This is a genomic window from Flavonifractor sp. DFI.6.63 (assembly GCF_024462255.1).
Classification (GTDB): Bacteria; Bacillota; Clostridia; order Oscillospirales; family Oscillospiraceae; genus Lawsonibacter_A; species Lawsonibacter_A hominis.
The window spans coordinates 24,569-38,761 of record NZ_JANGBE010000036.1 but is presented as its reverse complement, the minus strand read 5'-3'; the positions used below and the strand labels follow the sequence as shown (position 1 = coordinate 38,761).

Annotated in this window: 12 protein-coding genes and 1 pseudogene; 6 read left to right on the top strand and 7 right to left on the bottom strand. The window is 60.0% G+C overall.

All coding sequences use genetic code 11. The features are described from left to right. Window positions 1–307: 307 nt before the first annotated feature. Both NE547_RS15275 and NE547_RS15270 read right to left on the bottom strand, forming a co-directional pair. Window positions 308–1,579 (bottom strand): cell wall metabolism sensor histidine kinase WalK, encoded by a 1,272-nt coding sequence (locus tag NE547_RS15275; RefSeq protein ID WP_256176338.1) that lies wholly within the window; start codon window positions 1,577–1,579, stop codon window positions 308–310. Next, window positions 1,576–2,253 (bottom strand): response regulator transcription factor, encoded by a 678-nt coding sequence (locus NE547_RS15270; protein WP_186907178.1) that lies wholly within the window; start codon window positions 2,251–2,253, stop codon window positions 1,576–1,578. Before NE547_RS15270 ends, NE547_RS15275 begins: the two co-directional genes overlap by 4 nt. A gap of 472 nt (window positions 2,254–2,725) precedes the next feature. On the opposite strand from NE547_RS15270, the gene NE547_RS15265 reads away from it, so the two are divergent. From NE547_RS15265 to NE547_RS15245, 5 genes are read left to right on the top strand one after another with little or no spacing between them, the layout of a single operon-like run. Continuing rightward, window positions 2,726–4,528, top strand: a complete 1,803-nt coding sequence (locus tag NE547_RS15265) for an efflux RND transporter periplasmic adaptor subunit (RefSeq protein WP_256176337.1) — start codon at window positions 2,726–2,728, stop codon at window positions 4,526–4,528. Between the two features lie 15 nt (window positions 4,529–4,543). After that, the gene (locus NE547_RS15260; protein WP_186907180.1) at window positions 4,544–5,281 is read left to right on the top strand and encodes an ABC transporter ATP-binding protein; all 738 of its coding nucleotides are present in this window, start codon (window positions 4,544–4,546) and stop codon (window positions 5,279–5,281) included. Then, window positions 5,278–5,865, top strand: a complete 588-nt coding sequence (locus NE547_RS15255; protein WP_243204718.1) for an ABC transporter permease — start codon at window positions 5,278–5,280, stop codon at window positions 5,863–5,865. The genes NE547_RS15260 and NE547_RS15255 overlap by 4 nt, the downstream gene beginning before the upstream one ends. Continuing rightward, window positions 5,850–6,458, top strand: a complete 609-nt coding sequence (locus NE547_RS15250; RefSeq protein WP_256176336.1) for an ABC transporter permease — start codon at window positions 5,850–5,852, stop codon at window positions 6,456–6,458. Before NE547_RS15255 ends, NE547_RS15250 begins: the two co-directional genes overlap by 16 nt. Window positions 6,459–6,482: 24 nt before the next feature. Beyond that, window positions 6,483–8,522: an S-layer homology domain-containing protein gene (locus NE547_RS15245; protein WP_186907181.1), complete on the top strand. Its 2,040-nt coding sequence runs from the start codon at window positions 6,483–6,485 to the stop codon at window positions 8,520–8,522. A 44-nt stretch (window positions 8,523–8,566) separates the two neighbouring features. On the opposite strand, the gene NE547_RS15240 is transcribed toward NE547_RS15245, so the two are convergent. Continuing rightward, window positions 8,567–9,040 (bottom strand): superoxide dismutase family protein, encoded by a 474-nt coding sequence (locus NE547_RS15240; RefSeq protein ID WP_186907182.1) that lies wholly within the window; start codon window positions 9,038–9,040, stop codon window positions 8,567–8,569. On the opposite strand from NE547_RS15240, the pseudogene NE547_RS15235 reads away from it, so the two are divergent. Then, a pseudogene (locus NE547_RS15235) lies at window positions 9,026–9,790 on the top strand (hypothetical protein); the annotation flags it as partial. The gene NE547_RS15240 and the pseudogene NE547_RS15235 sit on opposite strands and share 15 nt — an antisense overlap. Window positions 9,791–10,323: 533 nt before the next feature. Here NE547_RS15235 and NE547_RS15230 read toward each other — a convergent pair. The 4 genes from NE547_RS15230 to NE547_RS15215 form a co-directional block, all read right to left on the bottom strand. After that, window positions 10,324–11,994 (bottom strand): recombinase family protein, encoded by a 1,671-nt coding sequence (locus tag NE547_RS15230; RefSeq protein ID WP_256176335.1) that lies wholly within the window; start codon window positions 11,992–11,994, stop codon window positions 10,324–10,326. Between the two features lie 80 nt (window positions 11,995–12,074). Then, window positions 12,075–12,377, bottom strand: coding sequence for a hypothetical protein (locus NE547_RS15225; RefSeq protein ID WP_243285423.1), 303 nt, complete (start codon window positions 12,375–12,377; stop codon window positions 12,075–12,077). Window positions 12,378–12,391: 14 nt separating this feature from the next. Further along, window positions 12,392–13,867 (bottom strand): MobQ family relaxase, encoded by a 1,476-nt coding sequence (gene mobQ, locus NE547_RS15220; RefSeq protein WP_256176339.1) that lies wholly within the window; start codon window positions 13,865–13,867, stop codon window positions 12,392–12,394. A 2-nt stretch (window positions 13,868–13,869) separates the two neighbouring features. Continuing rightward, the gene (locus tag NE547_RS15215; RefSeq protein ID WP_256176334.1) at window positions 13,870–14,172 is read right to left on the bottom strand and encodes a DUF3847 domain-containing protein; all 303 of its coding nucleotides are present in this window, start codon (window positions 14,170–14,172) and stop codon (window positions 13,870–13,872) included. Window positions 14,173–14,193: the final 21 nt, after the last annotated feature.

The window sequence follows — 14,193 nt, the reverse complement described above, 5'->3', positions numbered from 1 at the left end:
AAACCAATTAGAATCGGACCAGCTGGCGGATCAACTGGGACTTAAGGAGTTCGTGGACCCGTTTACGGGTCGCCAGAACAAATAGGCGCAGCGAAAACCCCTTAAGGGGCAGCCCGTGAAAGAAATGTGGTCGGCAAACCTTTCGGGGCCCCTTAAGGGGCTTCGTCCGTATCATGCCCTTCTAGGGCTTACTCAAGCCTCCGGCTTTGCCGGAGGTTTTGACTTTCGACCTGCTGCAGCTGCCGATGCCGATGGCCCGAACCTTCCGCGTTGCGGGCCGGAGCCCGTTGCAGCGGGGCCGCTGCGCTTATTTGCGCGGCAGGACGACGGTGAAGCACGTACCCGTCCCGGCGCAGCTGGAGACGGTGATTTTTCCGTGGTGGGTCTCGGCCACGCTTTTGGCGATGGCCAGGCCCAGGCCGTACCCGCCCTGCGCCCGGTCCCGGGCCGCGTCCACCCGATAGAAGCGCTCAAACAGATGGGGCAGGTGTTCCGCCGGGATGGGAGCGCCGGTGTTGTGGACCGTGAGGCGGACCTTGTCCTGCTGCCGGACGAGGGTGAGCGCGGCGCGGCCGCCGGACCCGGCATACTTGACGGCATTGTCCAGCAGGATCATCACCAGACGGCGCAACTGTCCCTCATCGCCCAGCACGCTTACGCCGGGGGCGATCGCGCTCTCCAGGGATACCCCCGCCTCAAAAGCCACCGATTCGAAGGGGAGCAGGCAGCCCAGAGCCAGCTCGCTCAGGGAGACCTCCAGGGGGCGGGTGGTGCGGCGGGCGTCGTCGCTCTTGGCCAGGAAGAGCAGATCATCCACCAGGCCTTTCATCCGGGCGGCCTCCTCCCGGGTGTACTCCAGCCACTTGGCCTGGGAAGACACCGTATTCTCCTTATGGGAGAGGACGATGCCGGTGTTGGCCAGGATCACGGTGAGCGGGGTCTTGAGCTCGTGGGAGGCGTCGGCTACAAACTGGCGCTGCTGCTTCCAGGCCTTTTCCACCGGACGAACCGCCAGGGAGGCCAGAAAGAGGCTGATAAAGAAGAAACCCACCATAGCCAGGGCCCACACCAGAAGACAGGTGAGCACCAGGTTGCGCAGCGAAGCGCTCTCCCAGCTGCAGTCGGCAAACGCGATGCGCGATGCGCCGCCGGAGCCGTGCTCCACCTGAAAGCGCAGGCTCAGCCCACGCAGCACGCCCTGGCCGGAACCGGACGACAGGACCTCCTGGACGGCTTGGGAGGCCACCTCGTCGGATACGGCCACCTGGCCGCCGTCGTTGATGGCCGTGACCCGGCCGTCCTCCACCGTCACCACGAAAACGGGAACCATGGAGAAATGCTGGGCCTTGTTTTCCCGGCCGGAGCGGTCCGGTTCCCAGCCGTCGGGCGGAGATGCGATCTCAAAGCGGGGCGGAGAGCCGCCGTCGGCCCACTCCAGGGCCATGCGCAGCGAGACCCGGCTCTGCTCGCCCAGCCGCTGGGCGTTGGAGCCCACCAATACGCCGAATACCACCGCCAGCACCAGGCCCACCAGCAGCAGATTGATCAGAATGAATTTTCGCCGCAGAGAGCGGATCATAGCACGGGCACCTCCAGATGATAACCCACCTTGCGCACCGTGCCGATGGACACCCGGGAGCCCAGGAAGGCGAGCTTTTTGCGCAAAAAGGAGATGTACGCCTCCACGTTGTTGTCCTCCGCCTCCGAATCCAGCCCCCACACCTTGGCGATGATGTCCTCCTTGGGAACCACCGCCTTTGGGGTGGACATGAGCAGCCGCAGCACATCGTACTCCTTAAAGCCCAGCCGCACGGATTTGTCCCCCCGCCGCAGGCTGCGGCTGGTCAGATCCAGCGTCAGGTCCCCGGCGGAGAGCTGCTCGGTGAGCACCTCCCCCTGCCTCCGGGTGAGGGCCCGCACCCGGGCCAGCAGCTCCCCTGCGTCGAAGGGTTTGGTCATATAGTCGTCTGCCCCGTGGTCCAGCCCGGCGATCTTGTCCGGCACCTCGTCCCGGGCGGTGAGCATCAGGATCGGGGTGGATACATGGGCGCACCGCAGCCGCCGCGCCACCTCGAAGCCGTCCAGCTTGGGCAGCATCACATCCAGAACGATCATGTCGTACTGGCCCGTCAGGCCGTAGTCCAGCCCGTCCGCCCCGTCGTATACCAGGTCGGCCTGATAGCGCTGCTCCTCCATGATCTGGCCCAGCGCCTCGGCCAGCCGCCGCTCGTCCTCCACGATCAGTATCCGCATATCGCTCGTTCCTTTCCGGTTGGCTCGTTTGGTCCCTATTATAATGCGTACGGAACAAAGCCAAAGGCCTTGAATCCCAAGGTTTTCAAGGCCGATTGGCGTTGTTCGGGCGCAAGGCTTTTGGCAGATGAGCCGGAAAACCTTGCCCCTTCCGCTGGAGCAATACGGCGCTTTGGCGGAAATACGCATTGCAACAATGTCTAAACTTCATCAAACGGGCTGTTTATAGCCCGTTTTGATGAAGTTATGCGGCAGTGGCCGCACGAATCAACCGCCTGGCGGTTGATTCAGTAGACATTATTATACACAAATATCTGAAATCTGTCTGAAAAACTTTGCCTTCGAACGAAAAAAGCTGATGGGACAGGGGAAAGCGTCCCGTTCACAAATTCTTTACCAACAGTTTCAGGGTAATTTCAGGTTGTCACGCTATACTCCACACTATCAAGCGGACGAAGTGGAGGATGCGCATATGCCAATCATGGAACAAAACGGGAAACCGGCCGAGGAAAAAACGGCTGGAACGGCAAGGCGGCCCCGGCGGAAATTTCCGAAGAAGCGCCTGATCATCCTGGTCGTGGCATTCGCTCTGGCGGGCGGGGCGGCGTTTGGAGTCAAGGCCCTGTTCTTCCGTACCGAAGGGGCCGCAGCCCTGACCGAGCGTACGACCTACGGTTCCCTGTCCACCACCCTTGAGGGCACCGGGACCACCATGCCGGCCGACAGCGTGACGGTCACAACCGCCTCCGCCGCGGAGATCACCGGTGTGTACGTCTCCGCGGGCGACACGGTGGCGGCGGGCGATTTGCTCTACACCCAGGACGACTCCGAACTGGACGAGCAGATCGAGGAATATGAGCAGGAGATCACGACGCTGGAGGAGGAGCTGGACGACTGCTATGAGCAGCTCGCACAGCTCAGCGAGACCATGGCCGCCCTGACGGTGACCGCGCCGTTCTCCGGCCGGATCACCGAGGTGGCCGCAGACGCGGGCGACAGCGTTATGAGCGGCGGGAAACTGGCCGTGCTGGTGGACGACAGCCAGATGACCCTGACCCAGTATTTCAGCTACGTCTATGAGGACGAGATTTTCGTCGGCATGGACGCAGGCGTGTCCATTGCCAGCCTGATGCTCAACCTCTCCGGAACGGTCACGGAGATCCAGAAGGTGGAACGGCTGACCGCCGAGGGCGCCCGAACCTTCGCCGTAACGGTGACCCTGGATAACCCCGGCGCCCTGACCGAGGGGATGACCGGCGCGGGCTATCTGGTGTCCGCCGCCGGCGAGCAGATCTATCCCGCGGTAGAGGGCGCCCTGAAGTATGCGCAGAGCCGCACGCTCACCGCACAGGCCGGCGGCGAGCTGACGGACGTGAACGTGGTGGACTACCAGAAGGTCACGGCGGGCGAGACGCTCTTCGTCATCGACGGCACGGATTACCAGACCCAGACGGCGTCTGTCGGCAAAAAGATCACGCAGACCCAGGAACGCATTGCCTCCTATGAGGAAAAGATTGCCGAAACGGAGGAAAAACGCGCAGATTACGCCGTCACGGCGGAAATTTCCGGAAAGGTCATCCTGGTGGCCGTCCGGGAGGGAGAAAAGCCCCGTCAGGCGGGGCAGACCGCCGTGTCGGTCTATAACCTGGACTCCATGACCATTTCCGCCAATATCGACGAGCTGGACATCGACAGCGTCGAGATGGGGATGGAGGTGACCATCACCCAGTCCGGGGCGGAGAGCGATACGACCTATACCGGCACGGTGAGCGAGATCAGCTACGAGGCCACCAACAGCAACGGCGTGGCCTATTTCCCCATCACCATCACCATCCCCAGCGAGGGGAACCTGTCCGCGGGCGTCAACGTGTCCTATACCATTACCGTGGGCGATGCGTCCGAGGGCGTACTGGCCCCCATCTCCGCCCTCAAGAGCACCAGTGAGGGAACCTGCCTCTTTGTTAAGGCGGACGCCCGGCCGGAGAACGCCGTCGACCTGGAGGATGCGGAGATCCCCGATGGCTTTTACGCCGTGCCGGTAGAGGTAGGCGTGATGAACAGCCGCTATGCCCGCATCCTCTCCGGCGTGGAAGAGGGGACGGAGGTCTTCACCCGCTATCAGCAGGCGGCGCCCAGCGGCGGCGACAGTACCAGTCAGGGCGGCGGCAGCGAGGAATCCACCATGCCCGGCGGTATGGACTTCTCCGGCGGGGGCATGCCGGACTTCTCCGGGGGCGGCATGCCCGGCGGCAATATGGGCGGCCCCATGGGCTGAACAGGAGGGAATACCATGAGCCTGATCCGATTGGAAGACGTATATAAGATTTACGGCGAAGGGGAGGAAAACCAGGTCAACGCCCTGGACGGCGTGACTATGGAGATCGGCCAGGGGGAATTTGTGGCCATCATCGGCACCTCCGGCTCCGGAAAGTCCACCATGATGAATCTTTTGGGGTGCCTGGACGTGCCCACCCGCGGGGAGTACTACCTGGACGGCATCTCCATCCGCCGGCGTACCCAGAAGGAACTCAGCGACATCCGCTCCCGGCGCATCGCGTTCATTTTCCAAGGGTATAACCTCATCCCATCCCTCAACGTGTGGCAGAACGTGGCCCTGCCTATGGCGTATCAGCGCGTCCCGCCGGCCCAGCGCCGGGCGCGCGCACTGGAGGCGCTGGAGCAGGTGGAGATCCTCGCCAAGGCGGAAAACCGCCCCTCCCAGCTCTCCGGCGGCCAGCAGCAGCGGGTGGCCATCGCCCGGGCCATCGCCACCCGCTCGCCGGTTTTGATGGCCGACGAGCCTACCGGGGCCCTGGACTCCAAGACCGGCGCCCAGGTGCTCCAGCTCATGCGAAAGCTCAATGCGGGGGGGACCACCGTCATCCTCATCACCCACGACAACGGCATCGCGGCCCAGGCCGACCGTACCGTACGGGTCATGGATGGAAGGATCGTCCACGACAGCCTCTGGGACGGCGTTCTCATCCCGGGGCTGGGCGCAGCCGGGGCGGGAAGGGCGGCGCTATGAATGCACTCATCATGGCGCTTGACGCGATCAAAGAGAAAAAGGGCCGTTCCTTTCTGACCATGCTGGGCATCATCATCGGCGTGACGGCCGTGCTGGTGCTGGTGGCGCTGGTGTCCGGGTACAACGCGGACATCACCGCCTATTACGAGAAGCTGGGCGTCAACAAGGTCAACGTCAGCGTGACCTGGTACGATACCAGCCGGGCCGTGGACGTGATGGACACGCTGTATGACTACGGCAACGGGGAGCTGAAGGACCTGGTGCTGGGCGTCAGCCCGTCCCTCACCACCACTCTGCCGATGAAGTACCGAACCGCCACCCTGGACACTGGCAGCATCTATTTCGGCAGCGACCAGTTTGCCGCCTGCAACAACTACGTGCTGGAGAACGGCCGGGATCTGAGCCGCTACGACGTGGAAAACCGCAGCCACGTGTGCGTGCTGGGGGCCTATGTGGCGCAGAGCCTGTTCCAGTACGCCGATCCCATCGGGCAGACCGTCTATCTGGCGGCGTGCCCTTTGAAGTGGTGGGAACCTACTACCAGAAGGACGGGGGGACGGAGGAGTCCATGGACGATATGGTGAGCATCCCCTATTCCATGGCCCGCTCCCTGATGAGCACCGATCATCTGACCGGTTTTACCGTCAAGGTAGACAAGTCGGACAATGTGGACACGGTCATCCGCCGCCTGGAAACCGTTCTGGACGAGACCATCGATTCCAGCGTCGGCACCTATCGGCTGGAGGATGGAAACTCCGCCATGAGCGAATCCACCGAGGAGACGACCTCCATGAGCGTGGTGCTGGGCGGGATCGCGGGAATCGCCCTGCTGGTGGGCGGCATCGGCATCATGAATATCATGCTGGTCACCGTGACCGAGCGTACCCGGGAGATCGGCATCAAAAAATCCATTGGAGCCCCCCGGCGGGAGATCGTCACCCAGTTCCTGGTGGAGGCCGCTATTCTGAGCGCCATGGGCGGGGTCATCGGCATCGCCCTGGGTTATCTTCTCTCGCTGATCCTGGGCAAGGCGATGTACGACCTGATCCTGTTTCCCAGTGCGCTGGTCAGCGCGGGGGCGTTCGCGTTTTCCGTGGTCATCGGCATCGTGTTCGGAATCTATCCGGCGGCCAAGGCATCCAATCTCCAGCCGGTGGATGCGCTGAGGGCCGACTAAATGGAGTTGAGAGGAGAATCACAGATGAAACAGCGTATTCTCGCCCTGCTGCTGGCGGCGGGGCTTTGCCTGGGGATCATCGGCGCCTGCATTCCGGCGGCCCTGGCCGCGGACGAGACCGGCGTGGAGGAGGCGGTGGAGGTGCTCGCCGGCCTGGGCATCGTCTCCGGCTGCAGCGACGGTTCCTATCACCCGGAGGACAGCCTGACCCGCGCCCAGTTCTGCAAGCTGGCCGTGCTGGCTGAGGGCCATGGGGACAAGATCAATGCCGGCGCCTACCGCACTCTGTTTTCCGACGTGCCCGGCTCCAATTGGGCGGCGCCCTATGTGAACCTGGCGTATGAGGAGGGACTGGTCTCCGGCTACGGCGACGGCACCTTCGGCCCAGATGATGCGGTGACCACGGCACAGGCCGCTACCATCGTGCTGCATCTGCTGGGCTATACCGACGACGCCATCGGCCCCTTCTGGCCGGAGGATGCTATGTCCTTGGCCGATTCCCTGGGCCTGCTGGACGGGCTGGACAAGACGGCGGCCCGGGCGCTGAGCCGGGGCGACGCGGCGCTTTTGCTCTACCACCTGCTGGATCAGACCACCGCCGACGGCCGGGACTACTACACCGCCCTTTGCAGCTCCGCGATCAAGAACGCGCTGCTGCTGGACAACGACAGCGAGGCGTCCGACGGTACGCTGAACACCGCCCTGGTCTACGCCGACAACGCCCTGACCTGCTATGAGCAGGCTGACTGTCTGCCCGAGCTTCTGGTTGGGCGGAAGGGCACCCTGCTGCTGGACAGCGCCGGCAAGGTGTCGGGCTTTTTGCCCGACGACACGGTCTGCCGGCAGGTCGTGCCCGTCAAGACGACCTCCAGCGCCCTGACCGGAGTGGATGGGGCGGAGTATTCCGTCAACAGTGCGCTTCCCGTCCTGCTGGACGGGGAAAAAAAGACCTACGGCGATTGCTGGTACGACCTGGCGGGCCGTGCCCGGACGACGCTGTACTATGCAAGCTCCGGAAACCTGGAGCTGATCGTGGCCTCGGAGGCGGTGGCCTACGAGGGCGTGACCCTCACCGGCTACTATGAGAACGCCGCGCCCAACACCGGCTCGCCCACCCGGATCACTCTGCTGGGGATCACGCTGGACGTGGCCAATACCGCCCGGGCCGGTCTGTCCCGGTTCGCGGTGGGCGACCGGCTGACCGTGGTCCTGAACGGCGCGGGCGAGGTAGCCGCGGCCCATACCACCTCGGAGAAAAAGGGAGAGCTGTACGGCGTGCTGGGGAGCGACGGCAGCGTGGCGCTGACCTGCGGGCTTACCGTCAAGGGAACGATCGCCTCCGGCTCCGCCCAGGCGGGCGACCTGGTGAAGGTCAGTTCCATCGGCGTGAATCAGCTCTCGGTCAGCGCCCTTTCCAAAAGCTGCCGGTACAGCCTCAACGTCTCTGCGGCCGCGCTGGGCAGTATTCCGCTGTCCGACGACGTCAAGATCTATGAACGGGTGAGCGCCGGCCCTGTGGTGGAGATCGGATTGGACGACATTCTGAGCGATACCGTCTCCTCCGCGCGCATCGACTTCTACGCCACCGACGACGAGGGGCGGGTCTGCCTGCTGCTGCTGGACGACGCTACCGGCTACGCCTATACCTACGGTTTCCTGGTCGCCGACACCAAGACCTCGGCGGGCATCAGCTCCGACGATACCGTGACCAACAAGACCATCGCGGTGAAGAACAGCGCGGGTACCACGCAGGCATACATTACCGGCCTGTCCCTGAAAAACGGCGACGTGGGCGGTATAGCCGGGACCGCCAAGGGGACCCTGGCGGGGGCGGTGACCCTGACCAAGGCGAGAAACATCGCCCGCTCCGCCTTTGACGGCGGCGATGCTGTGGTAGTGGATGAGATCCGGGTGCCTTTGGCGGACAACGTACAGGTCTACAATACCGCCACCGGCCAGTGGACGACGCTGGAGGCGGCCAAGTCCTACGCGGACCGCTTTACCGTCTATTACAGCGGCGCCTTGGGCGCCAACGCCCGGGTGTGGGTCATCTGCACGGAATAAACGCAAGCGGACTCCCGCATCCCGACGCGGGAGTCCGCTTGCGTTCAAAATGCTTCGATCACGCCGCAGGCGATGCGGCCGCCCGCGTCTCCAGCCGGCTGGGAGCGGTAATCGTCCGGGCTTTCATGGAGGACAACGGACCGGCCCAGCACCTCCTCTGGCCGGAAGCGCCCGGTAAACGTCACCGAAAAGGCCCGCCCGCGGTGGGAGAGCAGCACCGGCAGGTCTCCGGCGTGGTCCGGGTGAGGTTGCTGCTGCGGGTCGAAATGTCCCCCGGCGCAATAAAAGGGGATATCGCCTCCGGTGCGGCAGCAGCCCAGCGTATGGATATGCAGGGCAAAAAAGCCGTCCCGCGGCAGCCCGGCGGCCCGCGTGACCAGCAGAGTACCCTCCTGCCAGGGATAGAGCAGGACTTCTCCCAGCAGACCGGGATAGGCGCCGTTTCCACGCAGCACAGCGCGGAGCGCCGGGACGCCCTCCAGCAGGACCTGGGGCAGGGGAGAATGAGCACGGTTCATGGCAAACGCCTCCAATCTTACCCCAGCGTATGCGGCCCGGCCCCGTCCCGGACCAACCAAAACAGGACCAGCCGAGTTCGGCTGATCCTGTTTCCGTCTCACGATTACGCAGCGCGGGCGGCCTTGTTCCACCGGACTGCGGTGTATATTGGCGGCACCCGTCCCATCCGGACAGCAAACGCCGCTCCTGCGGGCGCTGTGGAGGCGGCAGGGAAAAATAAAACCGCCTCCACGGGGGAGACGGGGGACAACACCAGACTGACAGAAACGGATATACAGGCTTATTTAAACACAGGAAAAACTGGGCATACCCGAAATAAAAAGGCCAGACTTTTGGAAAGCGGAAAATCACCTATCCTCACGACTGCGAAGGCCGTAAAGGATTTCATCTTGTCCGCGATAGGCGGAAAATCCAACGGAGAAGTGCGTGGATACGGGAAGGTGGGGACGCGTTTTGCAGATGCAGTTCGTGGCGTAGACTCAACAGTCGACATTGACGGGTATTATCTCGAACTGGACGCAGACAGTTTGCGCCACGCTTATTTGCAACATAGCGACGCAAAGCAGGCAGGCGACATTTCTCTTTCAAAGCAGGACTTCTTCAATATCCCCGACTACGTGGACAATTTTGATTACATTCTTGCGGTCGAGAATTATCGGGGAAAACAGAAAATCAGGCTCGCAAAGAAAATCAACGGGTATTCGGTGATCCTTGAAACAGTTTCCGGAGAGCGCAACTCTCTACAGGTGCTAAACATGATCGGCATGTCCACAGAAAAGTTCATGGACAAGTATAAAAATCAAATTAGAGGTGCTGGTTCCCAGGGGGGCGCAAGCGCCCAAACCGTCAATACAACGTCCCTGCATACCGATAGCACCTCTAACTCTGCCCCCATTATAGCAGATTCCTCCGCAAAGGGCAATACCCAGTATGCCCAAAATTCCGGGGGGCAAACCGTGGATGACGGCGTAGGGGCCGCGAATGCGGGATTTGCCGGGGATTACAACCGTTTGCAGAACCAGTCGGAGCGCTTCCACCCGGAGGGCGAGAAGGCGGCCCGCCCGGTGGACGTTCCAGTGGAGGATTTTCAGGGGCGGAGCATCCCCAAGTCCACAGCCACCGTTCTGGAGGCCGGGGCGACGCCGGACAGGGAATTTACCCAAAGGATCGATTCGAATCGGAAGGGATCTCAAAAAGAAAAATCCCCAGAACCGGAAGGCTTAACAGTCGTAAGGAACTATAAGTCTTGCGGTTGGGGCAGAGGACGGTGTGACCGTAAAGGTCACGCCGTTTTTCTGCGTCCAAGGGAAGATTCTGCGATCATGGGTTCTGCCAGCACGGGGATCTCCACCTCGTCAACAAAATTAAAGATGATCTCCACCTTCTGTCTGCGCTTGCCACCAGACTTATCCGGTGCGTAAATGATGATCTTCCTGATATACTCGTTGACAATCGTCTGCGTCAGCTCGGTGACATCCACATACTTTTTCGTCAGCGCAATGAAAGCGTCCAGATCATCTCCCATTGCCTGCCGCTGCTCGACCCATTCTTCCGTTGTTTCAATTTCGAGCTTTAACCGTTCCTGCTCCGCTTCATAATCAGCAGTCATCTTCTTGTACTTTTCCTTGCTGATTTCACCGAGGGCGTAGTCCTCATAGAGCCGGGAGATGACCACATCGAGGGTGGCAAGGCGCTTTTTTGCCTGCTCCACGCGCTTCTGATCTTCCCGGATGTCCCGTTCCTGATCGGCGCGGCGGTAATGCAGCCATTCCTCCTGAAAGCCCTCCACATCGCTGCGTATATACGCATTGACCGCCCGAATCCGTTCCAGTACCAGTTCCCGCAGTACATCTTCCCGGATATAGTGTGCAGAACAGGTGCCTCGACCGCTTTTGTAGCTGGAGCATACATAGTGGTCTTGCTTGCCGTCAAAGTTCTTGCAGGTAGCAAAGTGCAGCTTATTCCCGCAATCGGGACAGAACAGAAGCCCGGAGAACAATCCTTGCCGTTCCGCTTTTGTGGGACGGCGTTTGTTTTTTCGCAGCTCCTGCACCCTGTCCCACTGAGCCTGAGAAACGATTGCTTCCTGCGTATCAGGGAAGATACACATATCTTCGATGGCATTAGGAATCCGCTTCTTCAGCTTATAGGACTTGGAATAGGTTTTGAAATTGCAGGTACAGCCGGTATACTCCATCCGTTCCAGAATACCCACAACCGATTGACCAATCCAATGATAAGGGCGATCCGGCATCTTCTTGCGCTTTTTCGGATTAGGATGGTTTTCTGACTGTTTGGCATACAGCGCCTTGGTAGTCAACACCTTATCCTGCTCCAGTATACGGGCAATCTGTTCCGGCCCTTTGCCGTCAATAGCCAAGTCAAAGATGCGCTTGACTACTGGGGCGGCATCCTCGTCAATGATCCAATGGTCTTTATCGGCTGGGTCAGTGCGATAGCCATAGGGCGGTTTCCCCAGATGCTTGCCGCTGGTGCCTTTCTGACGGAATACGACCCGGACTTTTTTGCTGGTGTCACGTGGATACCATTCGTTGAATAGGTTACGGATTGCGGCGAATCCATCGCCGTCTCCACGCTGACTGTCCACGCCGTCGTTGACGGCAATGAAGCGAACATCGTAGCTGGGGAAGATGATGTCGGTGTACTGGCCTACGGTCAGATAGTCACGACCAAAGCGGCTGAGGTCTTTGCAGAGCCAGCAGCCCACTAATCCCTGCTTGACGAGTTCAAAGCCCTCCTGTACGCCGGGGCGATTGAAGTTCGTCCCGGTATAACCGTCATCCACCAGAATTTTCAGGTTTGTGTATCCATGATCTCGTGCGTATTTGGTTAAAAGCTCGCGTTGATTCTGTATCGAATTCGACTCGCCATCCTGCGAATCCTCGTTGCTGAGGCGGCAGTAGAGTATCGTAATTTTTTGCTGATCCGTCATAACGTCCTCCTTCACGTTCGGGTCAGCCGACAGAATCGGTGTGCTTGAAATTATATTACCATAGTTTTGTGTCACTGTCATTAACAAGCCACCTCCCGGTCAGAAAAAATGAGCCGTTTTACCTTGGCGGTAAGCGGCTCGGTTCCGTCACAGACGGTTTCAATGGTGTACCATGTGTTTCCAATTTTGCGCTCCACGGTTTTGCAGAAGGGGCTTCGCCTGTTCCAATAGGCCTCGCACTCCTGCAAAAAGGACTCCGGCGGGTCAAAGATCGGATCAAAGTAGCTTTCATGGTCAAAGACCTTGCAAAGCTCAAAGACCAAATCGTCTTTCCCCTCCATCACGGCACGGTTGATTTCGTCAATGCTGATAATTTTTCCCATATACGATTCCTTTCTCATAATTCTATTTCGTTTTTACGGCTGCGCCGTTGTGTCTGCTGCCGCTCCTGCTCATGCTGCACTTCATAAATGTTGTAGTGAATGGCCCAGAGCTTTTTGACGTCAGCGTAAAGCGGCGAAAGCTCTGTCTGAATGTCCTTGTATCCCCGCTCCAACTGCTCCCGCTCTTTGCGCCATGCGGTGATGGGCAGCTTGTCATCCTTGAAATACGGTTTCAGCTTGCGCTCTGCCATGTAGAACGTCCGCAGCGTATCGTCATGCTCCGACTTGTATTTCTGTCTGGATTTTTCAAAACGGATGGATTTCAGCTTATCCGCAGCGGGCTTGCCGGACTTGTAGTAGTCCACCATGCGCAGCAGCTCGTCCAGCTCCTTGATGCGGGATTGCTTTTCCCCGACAGAGGCCTTCATTGCGTTGATGCTGTTCTGCATGGAATGGAGCGCGGTATCCAGATCATCGGTGGTAAAAAGCTGCTTCGCCTGTAAAAAGCGAAACGCATCCGCATACCGCTGTAAGTTGGCTGTCTTGGCCTTTGTGCTGTATGCGCCCTTATTGCGGTTATTGTAATAGGTCATCAGCAGATCGTTCAGCATAGGCGGCTGCGGCTTGGAGAGTTCTTCCTTAACCGCTTTCAGCCATTCCAGCAAAGAGGCGATTTTATTCTTTGCTTCCCGCAGCATGGCGTTGGTTATGCGAACCCAGCGGTTGAAGTCGCCCTTGTCGGTGCGGATGCCCTTCGCTTCCATCGCCCGGACAGACGGTCCCTCATGGACGGTAGGAATCTGTTCAATGCCTTGTCGTTCATAGCTGCGGTGGTCGATCTGGCAATCCAAACCTTTCTCCGCAAACTTCGCGTTGCACAGATCAGCCCACGCCTGCCGCCATTCTTCCAGCGTCTCCGGCTTGCCCCAATCGGTGGTCGGCACAGCGTTGAATACATAGTTGCCTGCCTCGTCCAGAATGCGTTCTCCATGCTCGTCCAGAACATATTCCCGCCGCTGCTTGTTGCCCCACCTGCCGTCTGGCTCAATGGGGCGAATCGGACACATGACGTGAAAATGTGGATTGGAAATGCCGCCGTCCTCCTTATCTGGCTGATGCACGGCGAAGTCCACTACCATGCCCCGGCTCACAAAGTTCTCCAACAAAAATTGCCTTGCCAGAGCAACGTTCTCCTGCATGGAAAACTCGTTCTGCAAGGCAATGTCAAAACTGTATGCAAGCTGCGCTTTCTTGCCGCGCTCGGCATTTTCTACGGCGTTCCAGAGCGTTTCACGGTCTGCGTACTCTGGCGGCGCGTGGGATGGCAGCAGGGTTTCAGAGCAGATCACGCCGCCCTTGCGGGTGTAGTCGCTGTCCTCACCGTAATACTCGCTGTGCAGCTTTTCCCCGGCACGGTAGGCAGCAGACGCCACGGCGGACTGCCCCGCGCTGCGCTTGATCTGCGTCACATGGAAATGAAATAACGCGATACTCAGTCACCTCCCGCATGGTTGCCGACGGCTTCTGTGAGCAGCTGTTGCGTGTCCGGCAGAGCAAAGACCTGTTCGGCAAGGGCGTAAAATTTGGTTTCACTCAAAGCCTTCGTCTGTGGCGCAACGCTCTCAATCGCTGCGCCACGGGCGATGAGCCTGTGCGCCCGCTTGCGCCGTTCTCCCTTTTCGTAGTAGGCGGCGCGGTTTTCAAGACGATGGATTTTGTGCCGCTCCTGTGCAAGCTGCTGCTCAATTTTATCTTTCTCGGCATTCAGCTCGGCAAGGTTTTTCTGTTTTGACATTGTGTGACCTCCTTCAAAATT